Source organism: Streptomyces sp. NPDC054834 (assembly GCF_053611185.1).
Genome location: NZ_JBSGZV010000063.1, coordinates 20,034 through 40,556 on the forward strand (window position 1 = coordinate 20,034; position 20,523 = coordinate 40,556).

17 protein-coding genes are annotated in these 20,523 nt (G+C 71.8%); 11 read left to right on the top strand and 6 right to left on the bottom strand.

The genetic code is table 11. The annotated features are described in order from the left end of the window. Nucleotides 1–54: 54 nt before the first annotated feature. On the bottom strand, nt 55–1,260 hold the full coding sequence (locus tag ACWGJM_RS44175; protein WP_453417426.1) for a serpin family protein: 1,206 nt from the start codon (nt 1,258–1,260) through the stop codon (nt 55–57). An 89-nt stretch (nt 1,261–1,349) separates the two neighbouring features. Between ACWGJM_RS44175 and ACWGJM_RS44180 the strand changes: the two genes are divergently transcribed. The 6 genes from ACWGJM_RS44180 (at nt 1,350) to ACWGJM_RS44205 (ending at nt 7,776) form a co-directional block, all read left to right on the top strand. Continuing rightward, nucleotides 1,350–2,531 (top strand): DUF4190 domain-containing protein, encoded by a 1,182-nt coding sequence (locus ACWGJM_RS44180; RefSeq protein WP_453417427.1) that lies wholly within the window; start codon nt 1,350–1,352, stop codon nt 2,529–2,531. A 147-nt stretch (nt 2,532–2,678) separates the two neighbouring features. Next, on the top strand, nt 2,679–3,431 hold the full coding sequence (locus ACWGJM_RS44185; RefSeq protein ID WP_453417428.1) for a GntR family transcriptional regulator: 753 nt from the start codon (nt 2,679–2,681) through the stop codon (nt 3,429–3,431). A 331-nt stretch (nt 3,432–3,762) separates the two neighbouring features. Continuing rightward, nucleotides 3,763–3,960, top strand: a complete 198-nt coding sequence (locus ACWGJM_RS44190; RefSeq protein ID WP_453417429.1) for an SPOR domain-containing protein — start codon at nt 3,763–3,765, stop codon at nt 3,958–3,960. A gap of 41 nt (nt 3,961–4,001) precedes the next feature. Then, nucleotides 4,002–4,400 carry a (deoxy)nucleoside triphosphate pyrophosphohydrolase gene (locus tag ACWGJM_RS44195; RefSeq protein ID WP_453417430.1) on the top strand — a complete coding sequence of 133 codons (399 nt, stop codon included), beginning with the start codon at nt 4,002–4,004 and terminating at the stop codon, nt 4,398–4,400. Nucleotides 4,401–4,497: 97 nt separating this feature from the next. After that, nucleotides 4,498–4,926 (top strand): ATP-binding protein, encoded by a 429-nt coding sequence (locus ACWGJM_RS44200; RefSeq protein WP_453417431.1) that lies wholly within the window; start codon nt 4,498–4,500, stop codon nt 4,924–4,926. Between the two features lie 264 nt (nt 4,927–5,190). Further along, entirely contained in the window at nt 5,191–7,776 is a 2,586-nt protein-coding gene (locus ACWGJM_RS44205; RefSeq protein WP_453417432.1) for a SpoIIE family protein phosphatase, read from the top strand. 85 nt (nt 7,777–7,861) lie between these two features. Here the strand turns inward: ACWGJM_RS44205 and ACWGJM_RS44210 are convergent, their stop codons facing one another. Then, the gene (locus ACWGJM_RS44210; protein ID WP_453417433.1) at nt 7,862–9,427 is read right to left on the bottom strand and encodes a hypothetical protein; all 1,566 of its coding nucleotides are present in this window, start codon (nt 9,425–9,427) and stop codon (nt 7,862–7,864) included. An 80-nt stretch (nt 9,428–9,507) separates the two neighbouring features. On the opposite strand from ACWGJM_RS44210, the gene ACWGJM_RS44215 reads away from it, so the two are divergent. The 3 genes from ACWGJM_RS44215 to ACWGJM_RS44225 all read left to right on the top strand — a co-directional run bounded on the left by ACWGJM_RS44215 (nt 9,508) and on the right by ACWGJM_RS44225 (nt 12,031). Beyond that, nucleotides 9,508–10,659, top strand: a complete 1,152-nt coding sequence (locus ACWGJM_RS44215) for a hypothetical protein (RefSeq protein WP_453417434.1) — start codon at nt 9,508–9,510, stop codon at nt 10,657–10,659. 121 nt (nt 10,660–10,780) lie between these two features. After that, a complete protein-coding gene (locus ACWGJM_RS44220) occupies nt 10,781–11,698 on the top strand; it encodes a class I SAM-dependent methyltransferase (protein ID WP_453417435.1) in 918 nt (305 codons plus the stop codon). Between the two features lie 27 nt (nt 11,699–11,725). Then, nucleotides 11,726–12,031, top strand: a complete 306-nt coding sequence (locus ACWGJM_RS44225; protein WP_453417436.1) for a hypothetical protein — start codon at nt 11,726–11,728, stop codon at nt 12,029–12,031. Here ACWGJM_RS44225 and ACWGJM_RS44230 read toward each other — a convergent pair. Genes ACWGJM_RS44230 through ACWGJM_RS44245 form a run of 4 tightly spaced genes read right to left on the bottom strand, consistent with a single transcriptional unit; the run spans nt 12,012 to nt 15,874 of the window. Further along, the gene (locus tag ACWGJM_RS44230) at nt 12,012–12,782 is read right to left on the bottom strand and encodes a succinate dehydrogenase/fumarate reductase iron-sulfur subunit (protein ID WP_453417437.1); all 771 of its coding nucleotides are present in this window, start codon (nt 12,780–12,782) and stop codon (nt 12,012–12,014) included. The genes ACWGJM_RS44225 and ACWGJM_RS44230 overlap by 20 nt on opposite strands. Next, nucleotides 12,779–14,719: a fumarate reductase/succinate dehydrogenase flavoprotein subunit gene (locus ACWGJM_RS44235; protein WP_453417438.1), complete on the bottom strand. Its 1,941-nt coding sequence runs from the start codon at nt 14,717–14,719 to the stop codon at nt 12,779–12,781. Before ACWGJM_RS44235 ends, ACWGJM_RS44230 begins: the two co-directional genes overlap by 4 nt. Nucleotides 14,720–14,736: 17 nt before the next feature. Beyond that, entirely contained in the window at nt 14,737–15,558 is an 822-nt protein-coding gene (locus ACWGJM_RS44240) for a hypothetical protein (protein WP_453417439.1), read from the bottom strand. A 25-nt stretch (nt 15,559–15,583) separates the two neighbouring features. Then, nucleotides 15,584–15,874 (bottom strand): hypothetical protein, encoded by a 291-nt coding sequence (locus tag ACWGJM_RS44245; RefSeq protein WP_453417440.1) that lies wholly within the window; start codon nt 15,872–15,874, stop codon nt 15,584–15,586. 289 nt (nt 15,875–16,163) lie between these two features. On the opposite strand from ACWGJM_RS44245, the gene ACWGJM_RS44250 reads away from it, so the two are divergent. Both ACWGJM_RS44250 and typA read left to right on the top strand, forming a co-directional pair. Next, on the top strand, nt 16,164–18,278 hold the full coding sequence (locus ACWGJM_RS44250) for an ABC transporter family substrate-binding protein (RefSeq protein ID WP_453417441.1): 2,115 nt from the start codon (nt 16,164–16,166) through the stop codon (nt 18,276–18,278). Nucleotides 18,279–18,559: 281 nt separating this feature from the next. Beyond that, entirely contained in the window at nt 18,560–20,467 is a 1,908-nt protein-coding gene (typA, locus tag ACWGJM_RS44255; protein WP_453417442.1) for a translational GTPase TypA, read from the top strand. Nucleotides 20,468–20,523: the final 56 nt, after the last annotated feature.

The following is a 20,523-nucleotide window of genomic DNA, read 5'->3' on the forward strand; positions in this document are numbered from 1 at the left end:
GGCGACCACGGCCCGCTTCCGAGACCTGGCCCGGGGCAGGGCCGCCCGCTGAGGTCAGAATCCGCCGGGGAAGGTCATCGTCTGATACGGCCGCGGATCCGTGACCCAGCCCGTCACCATGACGAGCCGTGTCTCCCGGTGCACCGCGAGGAAGCCGAAGGGGCGGTCGAAGACGGCGCGGACGACGGTGGTCTCGTAGCGGTACTGGGGAGGGCCGCTCCCCGCCACCGGCATCACCGCCGTCACCGAGGCCGCCCGGAAGCCCAGGGCGCCGAACTCGGCGACCGTCGACTGCCGGGCCGCCCCGATGGCGAGCGGATCGGCGCTGATGCCGGGGAAGTGGCCCTGCCGGGTGTCCTGCGCGGTCGTGAGGCCGAACAGGCGGTCCAGGGCGAGCAGATCGTGGTCGGCCCGCACGTCGAACGCCGTCGTCGTCACGTCGAGCGTCACCGGCTCCGGGGAGAGGGCGGGCTGCCGCTCGATGTGCAGACCCGGACCCACGTGCCCGTACGGCAGTTGCCCGCCCCCGGTCAGCGGCAGCGCGCCTTCCACGGCGCCCACACCCGCGGCCAGCACCTGCCCCGGTGTCATCCGCTCCTCGCCGAGGACCAGATGGACGTCGAAGCCGTTGTCCCCGGGTAACTTCAGGGCGGTCACGAAGCCGTGCGGGGTGTTCGCCACCCCGATCCGGTCCGGCCGGACGCTCCTGCGGTGCAGTCCGACCAGCGTACGGCCCTGCCAGGGTCCGGCGTCCGGGCGCAGCGGGCGCTCGTCGAAGGGGCGCGGCCAGTCGGTGCGCAGCGCCAGGGCGGTGGCGAGGACCATCCTGGCGTCGTCCGTCAGCGTGACCGGCATGCGCTCCACGAGCCCGCCGGTCCGCTTGGCCGCCCAGGCGTCCAGGGCCTCCTGGTCGGTCGGGCGGTCGCCGCTCAGCACCCCGTGCGAGTCGGCCGGCAGCCCCGCCCGCCATTCCTCGCGCAGCCGGAGCGTCCGGTCGGTCCACAGCCCCAGGGCGCAGTTCAGCCCGGGCATGGCGCCCATGGTGCCGAGCAACTCCCGTGCCGCTCCCGCCGCCTGCTCGGCGGGCAGCCCGCAGGCCTCCGCCAGCTCGCCCCGTGCCTGGCCCGCGGCTCCGCCGGCCAGGAAGGCCAGCAGCGGCCAGACACCGGCCGCCGAGAACACCGTGCCGCCCTCCGCGGCCCCCGCCCACCGGGTGGTGAGTCGGTTCACCCCCTGGACCGTCGCACTCGCGACCTGCATTCCACCCCCATCAGCGGCGCGCTTACGATGCGCGCAGTCGTACGTCAGTTCAGCGCTGCCGCCGCCCCGACCCCAGGAGCACGGTACCCGTGTCCATACCTCCGCCTCCCGGCCCCCACCAGCCCGACGGCCGATATCCGCCGCCGTCGCCGTACTCGCCGTACCCGCAGAGTCCTTACGGACAGCAGCCCCAGGGCCCCTACGGAGGGCCGCCGTACCAGCCCTGGACGCAGGGCTACAGCCCGTACAACCGCCCGGCGGCGGTGAACGGGCTCGCCATCGCAGCCCTCGTGCTCGGCATCCTCTGCTTCCTGCCGGGCGTGGGCCTGGTGCTCGGGCTGGTGGCGCTGGCGCGGATCAGGAAGCGGGGGGAGCGTGGGAAGGGCATGGCGATCGCCGGCTGCGTGCTGTCCGGGATCGGGCTCGCGCTGTGGGCGGCGGCACTGGTGACGGGCGGCGCAGCCGAGTTCTGGAAGGGCTTCAGGGAGGGCGCGCGGGACGGCGCGAGCATCTCGCTGAAGAGGGGCGAGTGCTTCAACGCACCCGGTGGCTCGCTGGAGGGCGTGACGTACGACGTCGACAAGGTGTCCTGCGACGGTGAACACGACGGTGAGGTGTTCGCGTCCTTCCGGCTCGAGGGCGGCGGCTCGTATCCCGGCGACACCTCCGTCACCGACCGGGCGGACGAACGCTGTTACGGCCTTCAGGACGGCTACGCCATGGACGGCTGGACCGTTCCCGGCGACGTCGACGTCTACTACCTCACGCCCAGCCGGGACAGCTGGGCGCTCGGCGACCGCGAGGTCACCTGCGTGTTCGGCAACACCGACGAGGACGCCGGCCTGACCGGCTCGCTGCGCAACGACGAGACCGTGCTCGACGCCGACCAGGTCGCCTATCTGAAGGCGGCGCACGTCCTCAACGCGGCCATGGACACCGCGCCGGACGCGGAGTACGTCGAGGACGACCTGCCCGGCCACAAGGCGTGGGCGCGGCGCGTGGCGGCGGCCCTGGAGAAGCAGGCCGGGATGCTGCGCGGGCACGACTGGCCCGCGGACGCCGAGAAGCCGGTCACGGGCCTGGCAGGCGACCTCGACAAGGCGCGGGTGGAGTGGGCGAAGGCAGCGAAGGCCGCCGACGCCGACGGTTTCTACGCGCACTACGACAAGGGCTTCGAACTCATCGACCCGGACCGGACGGTGACGGCACGCAAGGCTCTGGGGCTGACCGCGACCCCGCCGTCCGCGGACGACACCGGCCTGGAGGTGTGACGGAGGCTGAAGCGGGGAGAAAGTGCCTGCGAAAAGCCTGCCCCGGGCAGATGTCATCACATCGAGTGATTCTCTGGCCTTTGCTTGCGTGGCACAACCCACGGTTGCCAGGCTGTTGCTGTCTGTACAACCTGATGGGAGCGGCCTGTGACTTTCGGTGAGCAGCCGGCGTATCTGCGCGTCGCGGGTGATCTCCGCAAGAAGATCGCCGACGGTTCGCTGCCGCCCCACGCCCGCCTCCCCTCCCAGGCCAGAATCCGCGAGGAGTACGGCGTCTCCGACACGGTCGCCCTGGAGGCGCGCAAGGTGCTGATGGCCGAGGGGCTGGTCGAGGGCCGCTCCGGCTCGGGGACGTATGTGCGCGAGAGGCCCGTGCCCCGGCGCATCGCCCGCTCCGGTTTCCGCCCGCCCGCCGGCGCCACACCCTTCCGGCAGGAGCAGGCCGACGCCGCCGCGCGCGGCACCTGGGAGTCCCGCAGCGAGCAGACCCAGGCGAGCGGCGCCATCGCCGAGCGGCTCGGCGTCCGCCCCGGCGACCGGGTGATGTGCACCAAGTACGTCTTCAGGGACGCCGGCGAGCCGATGATGCTCTCCACCTCCTGGGAGCCCCTCGCGGTCACCGGCCGCACCCCCGTCATGCTGCCCGAGGAGGGCCCCCTCGGCGGTATGGGCGTCGTCGAGCGGATGCGCGCCATCGACGTCATCGTGGACAACGTCACCGAGGAGGTCGGCGCCCGCCCCGGCCTGGCCGAGGAGTTGCTCACCCTGGGCGGTGTCCCCGGCCATGTCGTCGTGGTCGTCCAGCGCACCTACTACGCCTCCGGCCGCCCCGTGGAGACCGCCGACGTCGTGATCCCCGCCGATCGCTACCGGGTCGCGTACCACCTCCCAGTGAAGTAGCGCACACCCCCAGGCCAGTTGCTCCGTCCATCCGGCCGACTGCCGTCCGCGCGCGGGCCGTTGGAATCCGGTCGTTTTCCCAGGTGATCCCCGGTGTGCCCGGCGGCCCGTCAACCCGATGCACCGTTGCGCACGGACGGCGCACTCGTGATCGTGCGCCCCCCGCGTTCTGGCCGGTTGCGTACCTCTTCGTGAAAAGCCGTATTCGCTGCGTGAAGGTTAGGCGTACGCTCGGGCATATGCGGACTGCGGTTTCCTCAGCGGGCGGGGCACGGCGGGCGCCGGGGACGGGAGACGGACGGGCGAGGGCCGGAAGAAGAGGTGGGGTGCGATGAACGACGCCAACGGCACGGTCTCGCTGTCGTGGCTCGTCATACGGCAGGACGACAGCGGCAATCGCTACCGCGTGGGCCGGTACGCGACCCGCGCCGAGGCCCAGAAGATAGCCGACAGCCTCGACGACCGCGGCCACAAACAGATCTACTGGGTCGAACGCATAGGCCAGAACGGCAACGGCTCACGCGCGTGATGCCCGCCGGGCTCACGTAGGGCTCACGTAGGCTCCGGCGCATGACCGAACGGATCGTGGTGGTCGGAGCCGCCCTGCTCGACGACGGCCGTCTGCTCGCCGCGCGGCGCAGCGCGCCGCCCGAGCTGGCCGGACGCTGGGAGCTGCCCGGTGGCAAGGTGGAACCCGGCGAGTCGCCCGAGAGTGCCCTGGTGCGGGAGCTGCGTGAGGAACTCGGCGTCGAGGCCGAGCTCGTCGAGCGCGTACCGGGGGAGTGGCCCCTGAGACCCCCGTACGTCCTACAGGTGTGGACCGCCCGCCCGCGCGCCGGTTCCGCGGAGCCCAAGCCCCTCCAGGACCACGACGAACTGCGCTGGCTCGCGCCGGACCGGCTCTGGGACGTGCCCTGGCTCGACCAGGACGTCCCGGCGGTGCGGGAAGTGGCCACGCGCCTGCGCTGAGCCCCGTACGCCGTTCGTGCCACTGTGCGCTCTTCGAGGCGATATTCGGCACTGGATATCGGGTATGTACCCATTAACCCCATGAAACCGGACATGGGTGGGTTCGCTGGCCTGGGAAGTGATCGGCGTGATCGACACCGATGGCGACTGCGCCGAGTGGACCTTCCCCGCGGAACCGGGCGCCGTGCGCTCCGCCCGCGGAGCGGTCCGCGACCAACTGTGCGGCTGGCGCCTCGACAGCCTCGCCGACCTCGCGACCCTGCTGGTCAGTGAGCTGGTGACCAACGCCCTGCGGCACGCCACCGGCCCCATCGGCGTACGCCTGGTACGCCCCGCCGAGTTCGGCGACACCCTGCTGGTCGAGGTCTCCGACCCGCTCCCCGACCCGCCGCACGAGCGCGCCCCGCGCCCCGACGAGGAGGGCGGCCGCGGTCTCCAACTGGTCGCCGGTTCCTCGCGCCGCTGGGGCACCAGGCCCGGAGGCGCCGGCAAAACGGTCTGGTTCGAGCTGGTCGTTCCGGGGTGAGCGCGGCAGGGCGCCTCACTTGTACACGCCCGGCCGAGCTGTCCAGTGACCGGTTCCTGTCACGGACCGTTGTCGCCATGTGTGGTTCGACGACCTGTCGCCTGGTTAGAAGACTGGAAGTGTTGTCACGCCCCGGACCGAAAACCACCGGGAACGTGCTGTGATCGTGAACACCGTGTTGTGCGGCGCCGTAGTGCTGGATACTGCGGGCAGCCGCCCCCGGTGACCGGTGCCGGACGCGGTGAGCTGGAGGGGACGGTTCGCGTGAGCGAGATACCAGCGAAGGCCACGGAGTCCGAGGACCCGTCGGACGGCGCGAGGACGGAGGCCGTAGAGGAGCGGCCGCCCGTGGACGCCATGTGGCAGAGCAGTCCGCCCGGCTCCATCTACGACTACATCAAGGTGGCGTCCTTCTCCATCAGCGCCAAGGGACTCGTCGACCAGTGGAGCCTGCGCGCCGAGCAGCTCTTCGGAATCCCGGCCGAGCGCGCCGTCGGCATGGACCCCATAGAGGCCTTCATCGACCCCGATCTGCGCGAGCGCGGCGAGCGGAAGATGGCCGAGATCCTCGATGGGCGGGAGTGGACCGGAGTGGTCCCCTTCCGGATGCCCGACACGGCGGACGGGAAGCGCGGCCATGAGGGCCTCGCCGAGGTCTACGTCATGCCCACCCGCACCGCGGAGGGCGACAAGGCCGCCGTCTGCATCGTCGTCGACGTGCGCACCCTGCGTAGCATCGAGACCGACCTCGCCGCCTCGCAGGCGATATTCGGTCAATCTCCTTTCGGATTCCTGCTGATCGACACCGACCTGCGGGTCCGCCGCGCCAACCAGCAGTTCGCCGCCACCTTCGGCGGCACCCCCGACGACCACCGGGGCCTCGGCGTCCGCGACTACCTTCAGCGCGGCGAGGCCGAGCGGGTCGCCGCCACCCTGCGCCGGGTCCTGGAGACGGGCAACTCCATCACGGACATGCACGTCACCGGCTTCGTACCGGGCTCGGACGAGCGCCGGCACTGGTCCATCAACCTCTACCGCGTGCACAGCGGAAGCGGCCGGCCGATCGGCGTCGCCTGGCTCGGCACCGACATCACCGCCCGCCGTGCCGCCGCCCGCGAGGCCGCCGCCGCACGGCGCAATCTCGCCCTCCTCAACGAGGCGGGCGCCCGTATAGGGAACTCCCTCGACCTCGAGACCACCGCCCGCGAACTCCTCGACGTCGTCGTGCCCGGCTTCTGCGACCTCGCCACGGTCGACCTCTACCAGGGCCTGCTGACCGGCGACGAGACTGCGCCCGGACTCGCCGACGGCAGCGCGGAGTTGCGCCGCGTGGCCTTCGCCAGCGCCGTCTCGGACACGCCCTTCGTCGGCGGCGGGGCGCCCGTCGCGGTGGGCGCCGTCCACCACTACCCCTTCAACTCGGCCTGCGCGGACGCCCTGCGCACCGCCCGCCCGCAGTCCGTCCCCGCCGAGGACGGCGGGCTCGTCCAGTCCACGCTGGCCGTCCCGATGGTCGCCCACGACACGGTCGTCGGACTCGCCCAGTTCGCCCGTACGAAGGGCAGCGAGCCGTTCGGCGACCGCGACCGGGACCTGGCCGTGGAACTCGCGGCGCGCGCGGCGGTCTGTATCGACAACGCCCGCCTCTACCGCCGTGAGCACGAACGGGCGTTGATACTGCAACGGTCCCTGCTCCCGCCCGGCGACCCGGAGGCCTCCGGCCTCGACATCGCCTGCCGTTACCTGCCGGGCAACGCGGCGACGGAGGTCGGCGGCGACTGGTTCGACGTCATCGAGCTGCCCGGCCATCGCACCGCGCTGGTGGTCGGGGACGTGATGGGCCGGGGCCTGCGCGCGGCGGTCGCGATGGGCGAACTCCGCACCGCGGTCCGCACCCTCGCCCTGCTCGATCTCGAACCCGCCGAGGTGCTGGCCGCGTTGGACGAGATCGCCCGCGGCCTCGGCACGCCCGGAGGTATCCAGCAGGCCACCCGCACGGCCCGCCAGCCCCGGGACGCCGACCTGTCCGAGGTCTACCTCGCGACCTGCGTGTACGCCGTCTACGACTCGGTGACCAGGCGGTGCACCTTCGCCAACGCGGGCCACCTGCCGCCGGTGCTGGTGGAACCCGGCGAGACCGCGCTGATGCTGGACGTGCCGCCGGGCATGCCGCTGGGCGTGGGCGGCGAACCCTTCGAGGAGGTGGAGGTCGAACTCCCCGAGGGCGCGCTGCTGGCGCTCTACACGGACGGACTGGTCGAATCCCGCGACCATCCCCTGGACGAGGGACTTCAGGCCTTCGTGGGCGCGCTGACCGACCCCACCCAGCCGCTGGAGGACGTCTGCGACCACGTCCTCAACACCCTCGACACCCACCACGGCGAGGACGACATCGCGCTGCTGATGGCCCGTGTCCAGGGACTGCCGGCCGAGTCCGTCGGCGACTGGACGCTGCCGCGCGAGCCGCGCAGCGTCGGCCGCGCCCGCGAGTACGCGCGCGGCCAGCTGCTCAGCTGGGACCTCGAACCCCTGGTCGACACCACGGAGCTGCTGGTCAGCGAGCTGGTGACGAACGCCCTGCGCTACGGCGAGGGCGAAATACGCCTCCGCCTGCTGCTGGACCGCACCCTGGTCTGCGAGGTCTGGGACTCCGGCCTGGTCCAGCCCCGGCGCCGCCGCGCCCGCGACACCGACGAGGGCGGCCGCGGCCTGCAACTCGTCGGCCTCCTCAGTGCCGCCTGGGGCTCCCGCCGAACCCCCCGAGGCAAGACGGTCTGGTTCGAACTCCCCCTCCCCGACGGCGAAAACGGCCTGGCAGACCCGGCGGAGGCACTGCTGAGCCTGTTCTGAGCGGACGGCGCCGTGTGCTGGACCCAGGGCTGAGGCCCGGGCGCCATCTGGCCTGAACGGCCTCGGCCTCGAAAGCCCTCGCCGCTCAAGGCCCCGGCAGGGTCCGGCGGCCTCGTGTTTCCGGGCCTCCGAAGCTTGCCGGGGGGCCGGCGTCGGGTTCGTCGGTGAGGAGGATGCCGCCGAGGACGGCGCCGGTGAGGCCGGTGGGGGTCTGGTCGGGGTAGGGGGTTCCGTGTGCGCGGACGTCGCGTTCGGCCAGGTCGCGGGAGTCGCGGGCGAGCCGGTCGGCCTGGGCATGCCCGGGGGCGCCGCCGGACAGGAGCCGGGTGGCCTCCGCCAGCAGCGTGCGGGGCTCGGCGCTCACGGCCCCCCGATGCGTGCCGATGAAGTCCTCCGCGGCGCCGACAGCACTGCGGGCGACGAGCAGCGCCCCTGCCGTGACCACCCCGGCCCGGCCGACTCCCAGCGGCTCGACGGCCCGGGCGATGTGCCGAAGGGCGTCCAGGGGGTCGTACGGCCCCCCGGTCAGCCGCTCCCGTACGGCGGCCAGCACGCCGTCGGCCCGGGCGATCCGCGCCCGCAGTTCCCCGGCGGGCACCTCGGTCGCCTCGGCCCGCCGCGCCGCCGCGATCTCCGCCTCCGCGCCGGTCAACGCCGCCGGCACCAGCCCCGCCGCCTCCCGCACCTCGGCCGCGAGCCGCTCCACCCCGGTGACCAGGACGCCGGCCTGGGCGATGGCCCCCTCGGCGGCCCGGAGATGGCGCGCGGCACGCTCTCGGTCATCCCTGTCGGCCGCCTGACGGCACGCGTTGAGGTGACCGGTGGCGAACACCAGCCGGTCCTTGGCCTGTTCGACGTACCCCGTGGCCGGCTCCACCGCCGACGCGGTGAACCGCCCGCCCAGCTCGTCCAGCGTTGCGGCCACCCCGCCCGTCCGCCCCGCCAGCTCCCGGAACCGCCCCTCCGCGACCTCCAGGGCCGCATCCACCCCCCGCTCCAGCGCCCGCAGCCCGTCGAACGCGGGCGCCTCGGCGTCCAGCCGCCGCCCGGCCTCCGCGCACCGCCCCACCACTCCCACCAGCGCCTGCCGCCGGGCCACCTCGTCTTCCGGCACGCCCCGCTCGTACCGCCGGTGTATGGCGAACGCGGCGGCCAGCTCCGTCTGCGCCGCCCGCAGCGCCCGCACGAACGGCTCCACCGCCTCCGCCCCGAACAGGGCCTCGGCGAAACCGAGTTCCTCGCGGCTGGTGCGGACACTGTCGTCCGCGACGACCAGCGCGGTCCGCGCCTGCCGCTCGAAGTCGGCCACCGTCGGCGCCGGCGGCCGGACGGACACCACCCCGGGCGTCGTACGGCTCCGGGCCCGCCGGGTGCGCCGTACGTACCCGTACCCGGCCAGCACCCCCACCGCGCCCAGCGCCACGAGCGGCAGCACGAGATCGGCGGGGGACGTCTCGTCCCGCTCCGCCACGGCGGCACCCGCGACCGGCCCGGCGCGGGCCACGGGAACCGGATCTTGGGCGTTGATCGTCATCCCCGGCAACACCAGCCACCCGACCCCGACCGCACCGCCCAGCACGGCGTGCGCCACCCGCACGGCTATGCGCGACGTGGCGTGCCGCGGCCGGCCCCGGATCAAGGTTGACGTCACATTTCGGAGCGTATGGGCAGGTAACGGGCTTCGCGACCGGGGCGGGCGGCCGGCGGACGGGGACGACGGGGAGGACGGGGATGGACGAGGAACCGAAACAGGAGCAGCCGCAACCCGCGGCCGCCGACGCCGAGCACCCCCCACAGGGGCCACCCGCGCCCGACGACGAAAGCAGCACGGGTGATGCGGGTGGGAACGAGAAGGCCGGAGGCGAAGCAGAGGCCAGAACACGGCGCCGCCGGCTCAAGCGCACGGCCCTCATCCTGACCCTCCTGCTCCTCCTCCCCCTCCTCACCGCCGAGATCGCCCTCCGCGCCAACTACACCGGCGACCCCGCGGACGGCACGTACACCAGGGGCAAGGACGCCATCTGGCTCGGCCACGCCTGGGTGGACGGCAGAAAGAAGGAGCAGGACGTCAAGACCCTCGCCCGCCGCCTGCGCGGCACCGGCGTCCGCGATCTGTACGTCCATTCCGGCCCCCTGGAACACGACGGCACCCTCCCCACATCGGACTACCCAAGGGCGGGTTGGCTGATAGCCGCCGTCCACCGGGAACTGCCCGGCGTCCGCGTCCAGGCCTGGCTGGGCGACGTACTGGCCAGCGAGTCCCCGGACGGCCTGCGTCTGGAGCGCGCGGCGACCCGCGCCGCCGTCGTCCGCTCCACCCGCGAGATCCTCGCCGCCGGTTTCCAGGGCGCCCACTTCGACATGGAGCCGCTCCACTCCGGCAACCGCGACTACCTCGGCCTACTCGACGACCTGCGCCGCGTCACCCGCGAGCACCACGCCCTGCTCTCCGTCGCCGCCCACCAGATCGACCCGCTGCCCGCCTTCCACTCCCTGTGGGGCACCCTCACCAACCACCCCAAGTGGTGGTCCCAGGCGTACTTCGGCCAGGTGGCCCGCCGCGTCGACCAGATCGCCGTGATGTCGTACGACACCATGCAGCCGTCGCAGAGCCTGTACGGCGGTTACGTCGCCCAGCAGACCTCCCTGGCCCTGGAGGTCACCCCGCCCACCACCGACCTCCTCATGGGCCTGCCCTTCTACCACGAGAACCGCTTCGGTCACTGGGGCTTCGCCGAGACCGTCCCGGCCGCCGTCCGGGGCGTCCGCCTGGGCCTGTCCCGCACCGACGCGGACCGCGCCCGGTTCGGGGTCGCTCTGTACGTGGACTTCGCGGCGACGGACGAGGACTGGGCGGCGTACCGGGAAGGCTGGGTCGGCTGAGGTCGAGGATTCTTCGCAGGGTCGTCATGTGTGCTTCTCCTCGACGGGCGCGTCCGTTGGTTGTGTGGGCGCTGTGAGCCGCCTAGCGTCCACATCTCCCGTCCCTGTGAAGGTTCAACTGATGCGATCCGCACTGACCGGTAAGGCCGTCCGCCGCGCCCTGCGACCGGTGACCGAACTCATCGACCAGCGCATCGAGCGCCAGGTCCGCAGAGCCGTCGACGACATCTCCTCGGACGACCTGCGGAAGGAGATCAAGAGGCTGCGGAACCGCCAGCGGCCCCTGGAACTGTTCTTCGACGCGACCGGGCGCGGCGTGTCACGGCTGCCGTCCACCGCGCACCTCGACCGCGCGATCGAGGAGCTCACCCGGGTCACCGGGGACAGGGACGGCGCCGAGCGCAACGTCGCCCAGGCGTTCCGGCTGCTCATCGCGATGGAGGCGCTGGGGGTCGGCCGGATCGCCGGCGGCACCATGAACATCGTCGGCAAGCTGTCCGCCGTACCGCTGCTCGAACCGCCGAACGACGAGATCCTGGAGATCGGCACCCTGTACGGGATGTTCGGCGCGGCCCTGATCCGGATGATGGAGCGCGCCGGCCGTGACCCGCGGCTGACGATCGTCGACCCGCTCGCCGGAACGCAGTTGCAGCCCGGCGCCGCCATGGCGGACGACGCGTCGGGCACCCCCGTGCGGGCAGCCGCGGTGCGCACCAACCTGGCCCTGGCGGGCGCGGCCGGTGCCGCCACCCGGATCCAGCAGGGCTTCTCCGAGGACGCCGGGGTGCGCGCCCTGCTCTCCGACCGCTCCTACGGCGTGATCATCGTCGACGGCGACCACTCCGCCGCCGGTGTCGCGGCGGACCTGGAGTGGGCCGAGGAGATCGTCGCGCCCGGCGGCATCGTCGTCCTGGACGACTTCGGGCACCCCAAGTGGCCGGGCGTCCAGGAGGCCTTCGAGAAGCACATGACCACGAACACCCGGCTGCGGCTCCTCGGCCGGGTGGCGCACTCGGGTTATCTGCGGGCGGAGACCTGAGCCGGCCCTCGTGGGACGATGGCCGTCATGCACATGTACTTGGTGGTGGCGGCCGTCCTGTCCGTGCTGCTGCTCGCGGCCCTCGGGGGCGCGGCCGTCGCGACGGACTGGGTGATGCCCTGGGCCCGCGGGCGGGTCCTGCGCCCGCGGTTGTGGGGATACGGGGCGCTGCTCGGCGCCGCCGGCATGGCCCTGTTCATGTTCCTGGGGCCCCTCGCCGATGCGGGGCTGAGCCCGCTGCCGGTCATCGGCTGGCTCATGTTCATGGCCGGCCTCGGACTCCAGGCCCTGGCCCAGCGTCCCGGCCGCGGTGCTACGAGGTCCGCCTCCTGATCTTCGACCCCAGCCACACCAGCGGGTCGTACTTGCGGTCGACGGCGCGTTCCTTCAGCGGGATCAGCGCGTTGTCCGTGATCCTGATGCCCTCGGGGCAGACCTCCGTGCAGCACTTGGTGATGTTGCAGTAGCCGAGCCCGTGCTCGTCCTGGGCCGTGCTCTTGCGGTCCAGGCCGGTCTCCGCCGCCGCGTCCAGGGGATGCATGTCCAGCTCCGCCACCCGCATCAGGAAGCGAGGACCGGCGAACGCCGTCTTGTTCTCCTCGTGGTCGCGGACGACATGGCAGGTGTCCTGGCACAGGAAGCACTCGATGCACTTGCGGAACTCCTGCGACCGGTCCACGTCCTCCTGCATCATGCGGTACTCGCCCGGGGCGAGACCGGCCGGCGGGACGAAGGAGGGGACCTCCCTGGCCTTCTGGTAGTTGAAGCCGACATCCGTGACGAGGTCCCGGATCACCGGGAAGGCCCGCAGCGGGGTCACCGTGACCGTCTCCTCGCGGTCGAACACCGACATGCGCGTCATGCACATCAGCCGGGGCCGCCCGTTGATCTCCGCGGAGCACGAACCGCACTTGCCCGCCTTGCAGTTCCAGCGCACCGCCAGGTCCGGCGCCTGGGTGGCCTGGAGACGGTGGATGATGTCGAGCACCACCTCGCCGTCGTTGACCTCGACCTTGAAGTCCTCCAGGCCGCCGCCCCCGACATCACCCCGCCACACCTTGAAGCGGGCCTCGTAGCTGCTCACTCGTACAGCTCCTCTTCGGCGAGGTACTTGACCAGCTCCTCCTTCTCGAAGAGGGCGAGCAGGTCGGAACGGATGGGATCGGTGGTCTCCTGGGCGAGCGTGATCTGGCCGCGGACCGGGTCCGTCGCCGCCAGTCCGCCCGTGGGATCGGTGAGCCGGCACAGCAGGTTGAGCCGGCGCCAGGCGCGGTCCATCGACGGATGGTCCTCGCGGGTGTGCCCGCCGCGCGACTCCGTGCGCTCCAGCGCCGCCCGGGCCACGCACTCGCTGACCAGCAGCATGTTCCGAAGGTCCAGGGCGAGGTGCCAGCCGGGGTTGAACTGCCGGTGCCCCTCGACCCCGGCCCGCCGCGCCCGTACCCGCAGCTCCCCGAGCTTCTTCAGCGCCTGCTCCATCTCGGCCTCGCGGCGGATGATGCCGACCAGGTCGTTCATGGTCTGCTGGAGTTCCTGGTGGAGGGCGTACGGGTTCTCCGGCGGCCCGCCGGCCGGTTCCCCGGCCTCCGCCTCGGCGGAGAACGGCCGCAGCGCCTCCGCCGCCGCCGCGTCCACCTGGGTGTCGTCCACCGGCGGCCGGGCCGTCGCGAGGCCCGCCGCGTACTCGGCCGCGTGCCAGCCCGCCCGGCGCCCGAACACCAGCAGGTCGGAGAGCGAGTTGCCGCCGAGCCGGTTGGAGCCGTGCATGCCGCCCGCGACCTCACCGGCCGCGAACAGACCCGGCACCCCGCGCGCCGCCGCCGTGTCGGAGTCGACCGCGATGCCGCCCATCACGTAGTGGCAGGTCGGCCCGACCTCCATCGCCTCGGCCGTGATGTCGACGTCGGCCAGCTCCTTGAACTGGTGGTACATCGACGGCAGCCGGCGCTTGATGACCTCCGCCGGCATCCGCGTCGACACGTCCAGGAAGACCCCGCCGTGCGGGGAGCCGCGGCCCGCCTTCACCTCGGAGTTGATCGCCCGGGCGACCTCGTCCCGGGGGAGCAGCTCCGGGGGGCGCCGGTTGTTGTCGGGGTCCTCGTACCAGCGGTCGCCCTCGTCCTCCGACTCGGCGTACTTCTCCTTGAAGACGTCCGGGACGTAGTCGAACATGAACCGCTTGCCCTCGGAGTTCCTGAGCACCCCGCCGTCGCCCCGCACGGACTCGGTGACCAGGATGCCCTTGACCGACGGCGGCCAGACCATGCCCGTCGGGTGGAACTGCACGAACTCCATGTTCAGCAGCGGCGCCCCGGCGAGCAGCGCCAGGGCGTGGCCGTCGCCGGTGTACTCCCACGAGTTCGACGTCACCTTGAAGGACTTGCCGATGCCGCCGGTGGCGATCACCACGGCGGGCGCCTCCAGGACGAAGAAACGCCCGGACTCCCGCTCGTAGCCGAAGACCCCGGAGACCAGCTCCCCCTGCTTCAGGACCCGGGTGACCGTGCACTCCTGGAACACCTTCAGCCGGGACTCGTAGTCCCCGGTCTCCCGGCGGTCCTCCTGCTGGAGTGCGACGATCTTCTGCTGGAGCGTGCGGATCAGCTCCAGGCCCGTACGGTCGCCGACGTGTGCGAGGCGCGGGTACTCGTGGCCGCCGAAGTTGCGCTGCGAGATCCGGCCGTCCTTGGTCCGGTCGAACAGCGCGCCCCAGGTCTCCAGCTCCCACACCCGGTCCGGGGCCTCCTGGGCGTGCAGCTCGGCCATCCGCCACTGGTTGAGGAACTTGCCGCCGCGCATGGTGTCCCGGAAGTGGACCTGCCAGTTGTCGTGCTCGTTGACATTGGCCATCGCCGCCGCGATGCCGCCCTCGGCCATCACCGTGTGCGCCTTGCCGAACAGTGACTTGCAGATCACCGCCGTACGGGCCCCCCGCTCACGCGCCTCGATGGCGGCCCGCAGCCCGGCGCCGCCCGCGCCGACCACGACGACGTCCCACTGCTGACGGTCGACCACGGACATCACAAAGCCCCACTCATCTAGAAGAAGCGCGGATCGTCGAAGACGCCGGACGCGACCAGGTACACATAGAAGTCGGCGAGCGCCACGCTCACCAGGGACGCCCAGGCCAGCTGCATGTGGCGGGCGTTCAGCCGCCCCGTGAACTGCCACATCCGGTAGCGCACGGGGTGTTTGGAGAAGTGCTTGAGCTTGCCGCCGACGATGTGCCGGCAGGAGTGGCAGGAGATCGTGTACGCCCAGATCAGCACGATGTTGGCCAGGAACACCAGGGTGCCGAGGCCCATGTGGCCCCAGCGGTAGTGCTCGTCGCGGAAGGACAGCACGGTGTCGTAGGTGAGCACACCGGCGACCAGCAGGGCGGCGTAGAAGAAGTACCGGTGGACGTTCTGGAGGATCAGCGGGAAGCGGGTCTCGCCGGTGTACCCGCGGTGCGGCTCGGCGACCGCGCAGGCCGGCGGGGACGCCCAGAAGCTGCGGTAGTACGCCTTGCGGTAGTAGTAGCAGGTCAGCCGGAAGCCGAGCGGGAAGATCAGGATGATGATCGCGGGGGAGATCGCCCACCAGCTGCCGAAGAGATCGGCGTTCGGGCCCGCGTGCATCGTCCGGCAGTTCTCCGCCAGACAGGGCGAGTAGAAGGGCGAGACGTACGGCGCCGCGTAGTAGTCCGCGTTGGCGAAGGCCCGCCAGGTCGAGTAGACGACGAACGCGAACAGACCGGCCGCGGTGACGGCAGGGGCCAGCCACCAGCGGTCGGTCCGCAGGTGCGGCGCGGCGATCGCGGCGCGCGTACGGTTGCGTACACCGCCGCTGTCAGGTCTGGGTTCCGTACCAGTGGCCAAGGCAGGACTCCGGTCGGGTCAGGGGTCAGGGGGCGTGCCGGTCGCGGGCGCCGAGACCCTCGTCGTCCGAGTCCGTCCACAGGCTCATGTCGTAGGGGGCGTCGGAGATGGTGACGAGGTCGGGCCGTTTGGCGGTGGCCGGGGCGGCGGCCGCGTCCCGCAGCAGCGCCACGCTCTCGCGCAGATGGCCGGCGTCCGTCCGGACCCGGCGCATCTCCAGACCGCCGCTGCCGAGTTGCTTCTCCAGACGTCCCAGCGACCGGTAGAGGTCGTCGAGACAGTGCTGGACTGATGTCAGTTCATCGTGCACGGACATGACTTGCCCTCACTTCCACGGGCCCTCGGGCCCTGGGCGGCAACGTTCATGCGCCTGCGAGTGTTGCGCGCCACACCTGACTCTGTGAAGAGATGTGCATCGATTGGCCGGGGGCGTACGGGTGCATCTCCTGGTGTGTTGCGCCGCACGGGTGGGTTTGCCGTCCGTCGCCGCCGTGTCGCGCTCTGTTGCCGGATCCTTTCCCCTTCAGTGGGTGAGATAGATCTGATCAGCTCCATATACCGCCAAAAGTGATCATAACGCCCGCGGCTCCCCGGAGGTAGCAGAGATGTCCCACGACGGCGTCGGACTGCGCGCGGTCATGCGCTCGGTCGCCTTCCTCACCGCCGGCGCGCTCGCGATGCCCCTTCTCGGCGGCTGCGGATCCGACGACGACACGAGCGCCCCGCTGGCCGGGCAGGACATCGCCACCGCCGCCCGCGACCGGATCGCCGACGGCGGTACCCTCCGCTGGGCCGTGGACGACGTACCGGAGACGCTGAACACCTTCCAGGCCGACGCCGACTCCGCCACCACGCGGGTCGCCCAGGCCGTCCTGCCGTCGATGTTCCGCCTCGACGCCGCCGGCCGCCCGGTGCGCAACCCCGACTACCTGGAGGAAGCCAAGGTCATCGAGACCGAGCCCCGCCAGGTCGTCCTGTACCGGCTGAACCAGCAGGCCGTGTGGAGCGACGGCCGGGAGATCGGCGCCCCCGACTTCGCCGCCCAGTGGCGCGCCCTGTCCGGCAAGGACACCGCCTACTGGACCGCCCGCAACGCCGGCTACGACCGCATCGCCAAGATCGAACGCGGCGCCAACGACCTCGAGGTCCGGGTCACCTTCAGCCGCCCCTACGCCGACTGGCGGTCGCTGTTCTCCCCGCTGTACCCGAAGGACGTCATGGGCACCCCCGACGCCTTCAACGACGGCGCCCGCCGCAAGCTCGACGTCACCGCCGGCCCCTTCAAGGTCAAGAAGGTCGACACCGCGCAGAAGGACGTCGTCCTCTCCCGCAACCCCCGCTGGTGGGGCCACCCCGCCAAGCTGTCCGAGATCGTGCTGCACGCCGTGCCCCGCGACAAGCGGGCCGCCGCGCTCGCCGACGGCACGGTGGACCTCGCCGACGTCGACACCGGTGAGGCCCAGCGCATCAACCTCGCCACCCGCGAGAAGGGCACCGGCACGCCCCTCCAGGGGGCCGGGCGCACCGCCGCCAAGAAGCTGCGCGAGTCCCTCACCACCTATCTGCACCGGCAGCAGCAGCTGCGCGGCTTCCAGGTCCGCAAGTCCCTCGAGCCCGCCTACACCCAGCTCGCCCTCAACGGCTCCGAGGGTCCCCTCGCCGACGAGCGCGTCCGCCGCGCCGTCGCCCACGCCCTGGACCGGACGGAGCTCGCCAAGGTCGTCCTCACCCCCCTCGGCCTGCCCGCCGTCCCGGTCGGCAGCCACCTCGCCCTGTCCGGGCAGGCCGACTACGCCGACAACAGCGGCGCCCTGGGCGGCCAGGACACCGCCGAGGCACAGGCGCTGCTCGCGGACGCCGGGTGGGTGCTCGGCGGGCCGGTCAAGAAGCAGAAGAAGCCCGAGAAGGCGGCCGGCCCCGAGCGGAAGAAGGGGGATGAGTCGGAGGGCGGCGACGACGGCGCGTACATCGTCGGCGAGGACAACAAGGACGCCAGGGACCACCAGGACCACACGAAGACCGACGAGGGCGGCAAGCACCTCGCGAAGGACGGCAGGCAGCACACCGGCAAGGAGGGCGGTGCCCCCGGCGCGTACGCCCCCCGGGGCACCGCCGCCCCCGGGGGCGCCGCGACCGGAGCGCTCGCCAAGGACGGCAAGGCGCTCATCCTGCGTTTCGTGCTTCCCTCCGGCCCCGGCTCCGAGGCCTTGCGCGCGGTCGCCGACCGGATCACGAACATGCTCCAGAAGGTCGGCATCCGCACCGACATCACCAAGGTCCCGGACGAGAGCTACTTCAAGGACCACATCGCCGCCGGCCAGTACGACCTCGCCCTGTACTCCTGGCCGTCCTCCGCCTTCCCCGCCACCGACGCCCGCCCGATCTACGCCAAGCCGGTCCCGGCCGCCGACGGCTCCCTGAACGTCGAGCAGAACTACACCCGCGTCGGCACCGACCAGATCGACCAGCTCTTGGACCAGGCCGCCACCACGCTGGACGAGGACGAGTCCCGGGACCTGATCCGCAAGGCGGACTCCCGCATCTGGGCCGCCGCCGGCTCGATCCCGCTCTACCAGCGCCCCCAGCTGGTCGGCGCCCGCACCACCCTGGCGAACACCGGAGCCTTCGGCTTCCAGACCCCGGTCTACGAGGACATGGGCTTCCTGAAGAAGGGCGCGAAGACCTCCGGCCCGAAGGCATCGCCGACCCCGTCCTCGTAACCACGACCGCCGCAGCCACCGCAGCTGCGGGCGATCGTGCCGCTGGGGCGGCACGGGTGGGCGCAGCGGCACCTCCTGGCGCCGAGCTGCGCCTCCCTCGCCCCAGCACCGGCGCAGGGTGCCGAAAAGCAGCCCTGGAGTGCACCGACGTATCCCGGCAAGCCCCAGCGGCAGCGGCCGCGTACCATGGGGTGAGGCCGTGGCGTGTCCAGCCCGGCAGGACCCGCGCGACACAGACGTAAGCGCAGGGCAATCCTCACACTCCGGGAGTACGGCAACTTATGGCCACGCGCCACGACATCCGCAACGTCGCCATCGTCGCCCACGTCGACCACGGCAAGACCACCATCGTCGACGGCATGCTGAAGCAGGCCGGCGCCTTCGCCGCCCACCAGCTCGAGGGCGTCGACGACCGCATGATGGACTCGAACGACCTGGAGCGTGAGAAGGGCATCACGATCCTCGCCAAGAACACGGCGGTGAAGTATCACCCCAAGGACGGCGGGGACCCGATCACCATCAACATCATCGACACCCCCGGCCACGCCGACTTCGGCGGCGAGGTCGAGCGCGGTCTGTCGATGGTCGACGGTGTCGTCCTGCTCGTCGACGCCTCCGAGGGCCCGCTGCCGCAGACCCGCTTCGTGCTGCGCAAGGCCCTCCAGCAGCGCCTGCCCGTCATCCTGTGCATCAACAAGACGGACCGCCCGGACTCCCGTATCGACGAGGTCGTCAACGAGACCTACGACCTCTTCCTCGACCTGGACGCGGACGAGGAGCAGATCGAGTTCCCGATCGTCTACGCCTGCGGCCGTGACGGCATCGCGTCGCTGACCAAGCCGGAGAACGGCACGGTCCCGGCCGACAGCGACAGCCTGGAGCCGTTCTTCTCCACGATCCTGGAGCACATCCCGGCCCCGACCTACGACGAGGAGGCCCCGCTCCAGGCCCACGTCACCAACCTGGACGCCGACAACTTCCTCGGCCGTATCGCGCTGCTGCGCGTCGAGCAGGGCGAGCTGCGCAAGGGCCAGACCGTCGCGTGGATCAAGCGGGACGGCAGCATCGGCAACGTCCGCATCTCCGAGCTGATGATGACCGAGGCGCTCACCCGCAAGCCCGCCGAGAAGGCCGGCCCGGGTGACATCTGCGCCGTCGCCGGTATCCCGGACATCATGATCGGCGAGACCCTCGCGGACACCGAGAACCCGATCCCGCTGCCGCTGATCACGGTCGACGAGCCCGCGATCTCCATGACCATCGGCACCAACACCTCCCCGCTGGTCGGCCGCGGCGGCACCGGCAAGGGCGCCGACGCGAAGGCGGCCGTCAAGGACCGCAAGGTCACCGCCCGCCAGGTCAAGGACCGCCTCGACCGCGAGCTGATCGGTAACGTCAGCCTGCGCGTGCTGGAGACCGAGCGTCCGGACGCCTGGGAGGTCCAGGGCCGCGGTGAGCTGGCGCTCGCCATCCTGGTCGAGACCATGCGCCGGGAGGGCTACGAGCTCACCGTCGGCAAGCCGCAGGTCGTCACCAAGGACGTCGACGGCAAGGTCTACGAGCCCGTCGAGCGGATGACGATCGACGTTCCCGAGGAGCACATGGGCGCGGTCACGCAGCTCATGGGCGTCCGCAAGGGCCGGATGGACAACATGTCCAACCACGGCTCCGGCTGGGTCCGCATGGAGTTCGTCGTGCCCTCGCGCGGTCTGATCGGCTTCCGGACCGAGTTCCTGACCCAGACCCGCGGCACGGGTATCGGGCACTCCATCCACGAGGGCTTCGAGCCCTGGTTCGGCAACCTGCAGACCCGTAACAACGGCTCGCTGGTCGCCGACCGCTCCGGTGCCGTCACCGCGTTCGCGATGACGAACCTCCAGGAGCGCGGCGTGCTGTTCGTGGAGCCGGGCACCGAGGTGTACGAGGGCATGATCGTCGGCGAGAACTCCCGCTCCGACGACATGGACGTCAACATCACCAAGGAGAAGAAGCTCACCAACATGCGGTCCTCGACGGCCGACGTGGCCGAGTCGATCGTGCCGCCGCGCAAGCTGTCGCTCGAGCAGTCCCTGGAGTTCTGCCGCGACGACGAGTGCGTCGAGGTGACCCCGGAGGCGGTCCGCATCCGCAAGGTGAACCTGGACGCCCGCGAGCGCGCCCGCGCCGCCAGCCGCGCCAAGCACGGCTGAGACACGGCAACGGGTAGACACGGGTAAGCAGCACGGCCGGGCGTCCTGGGACGCCC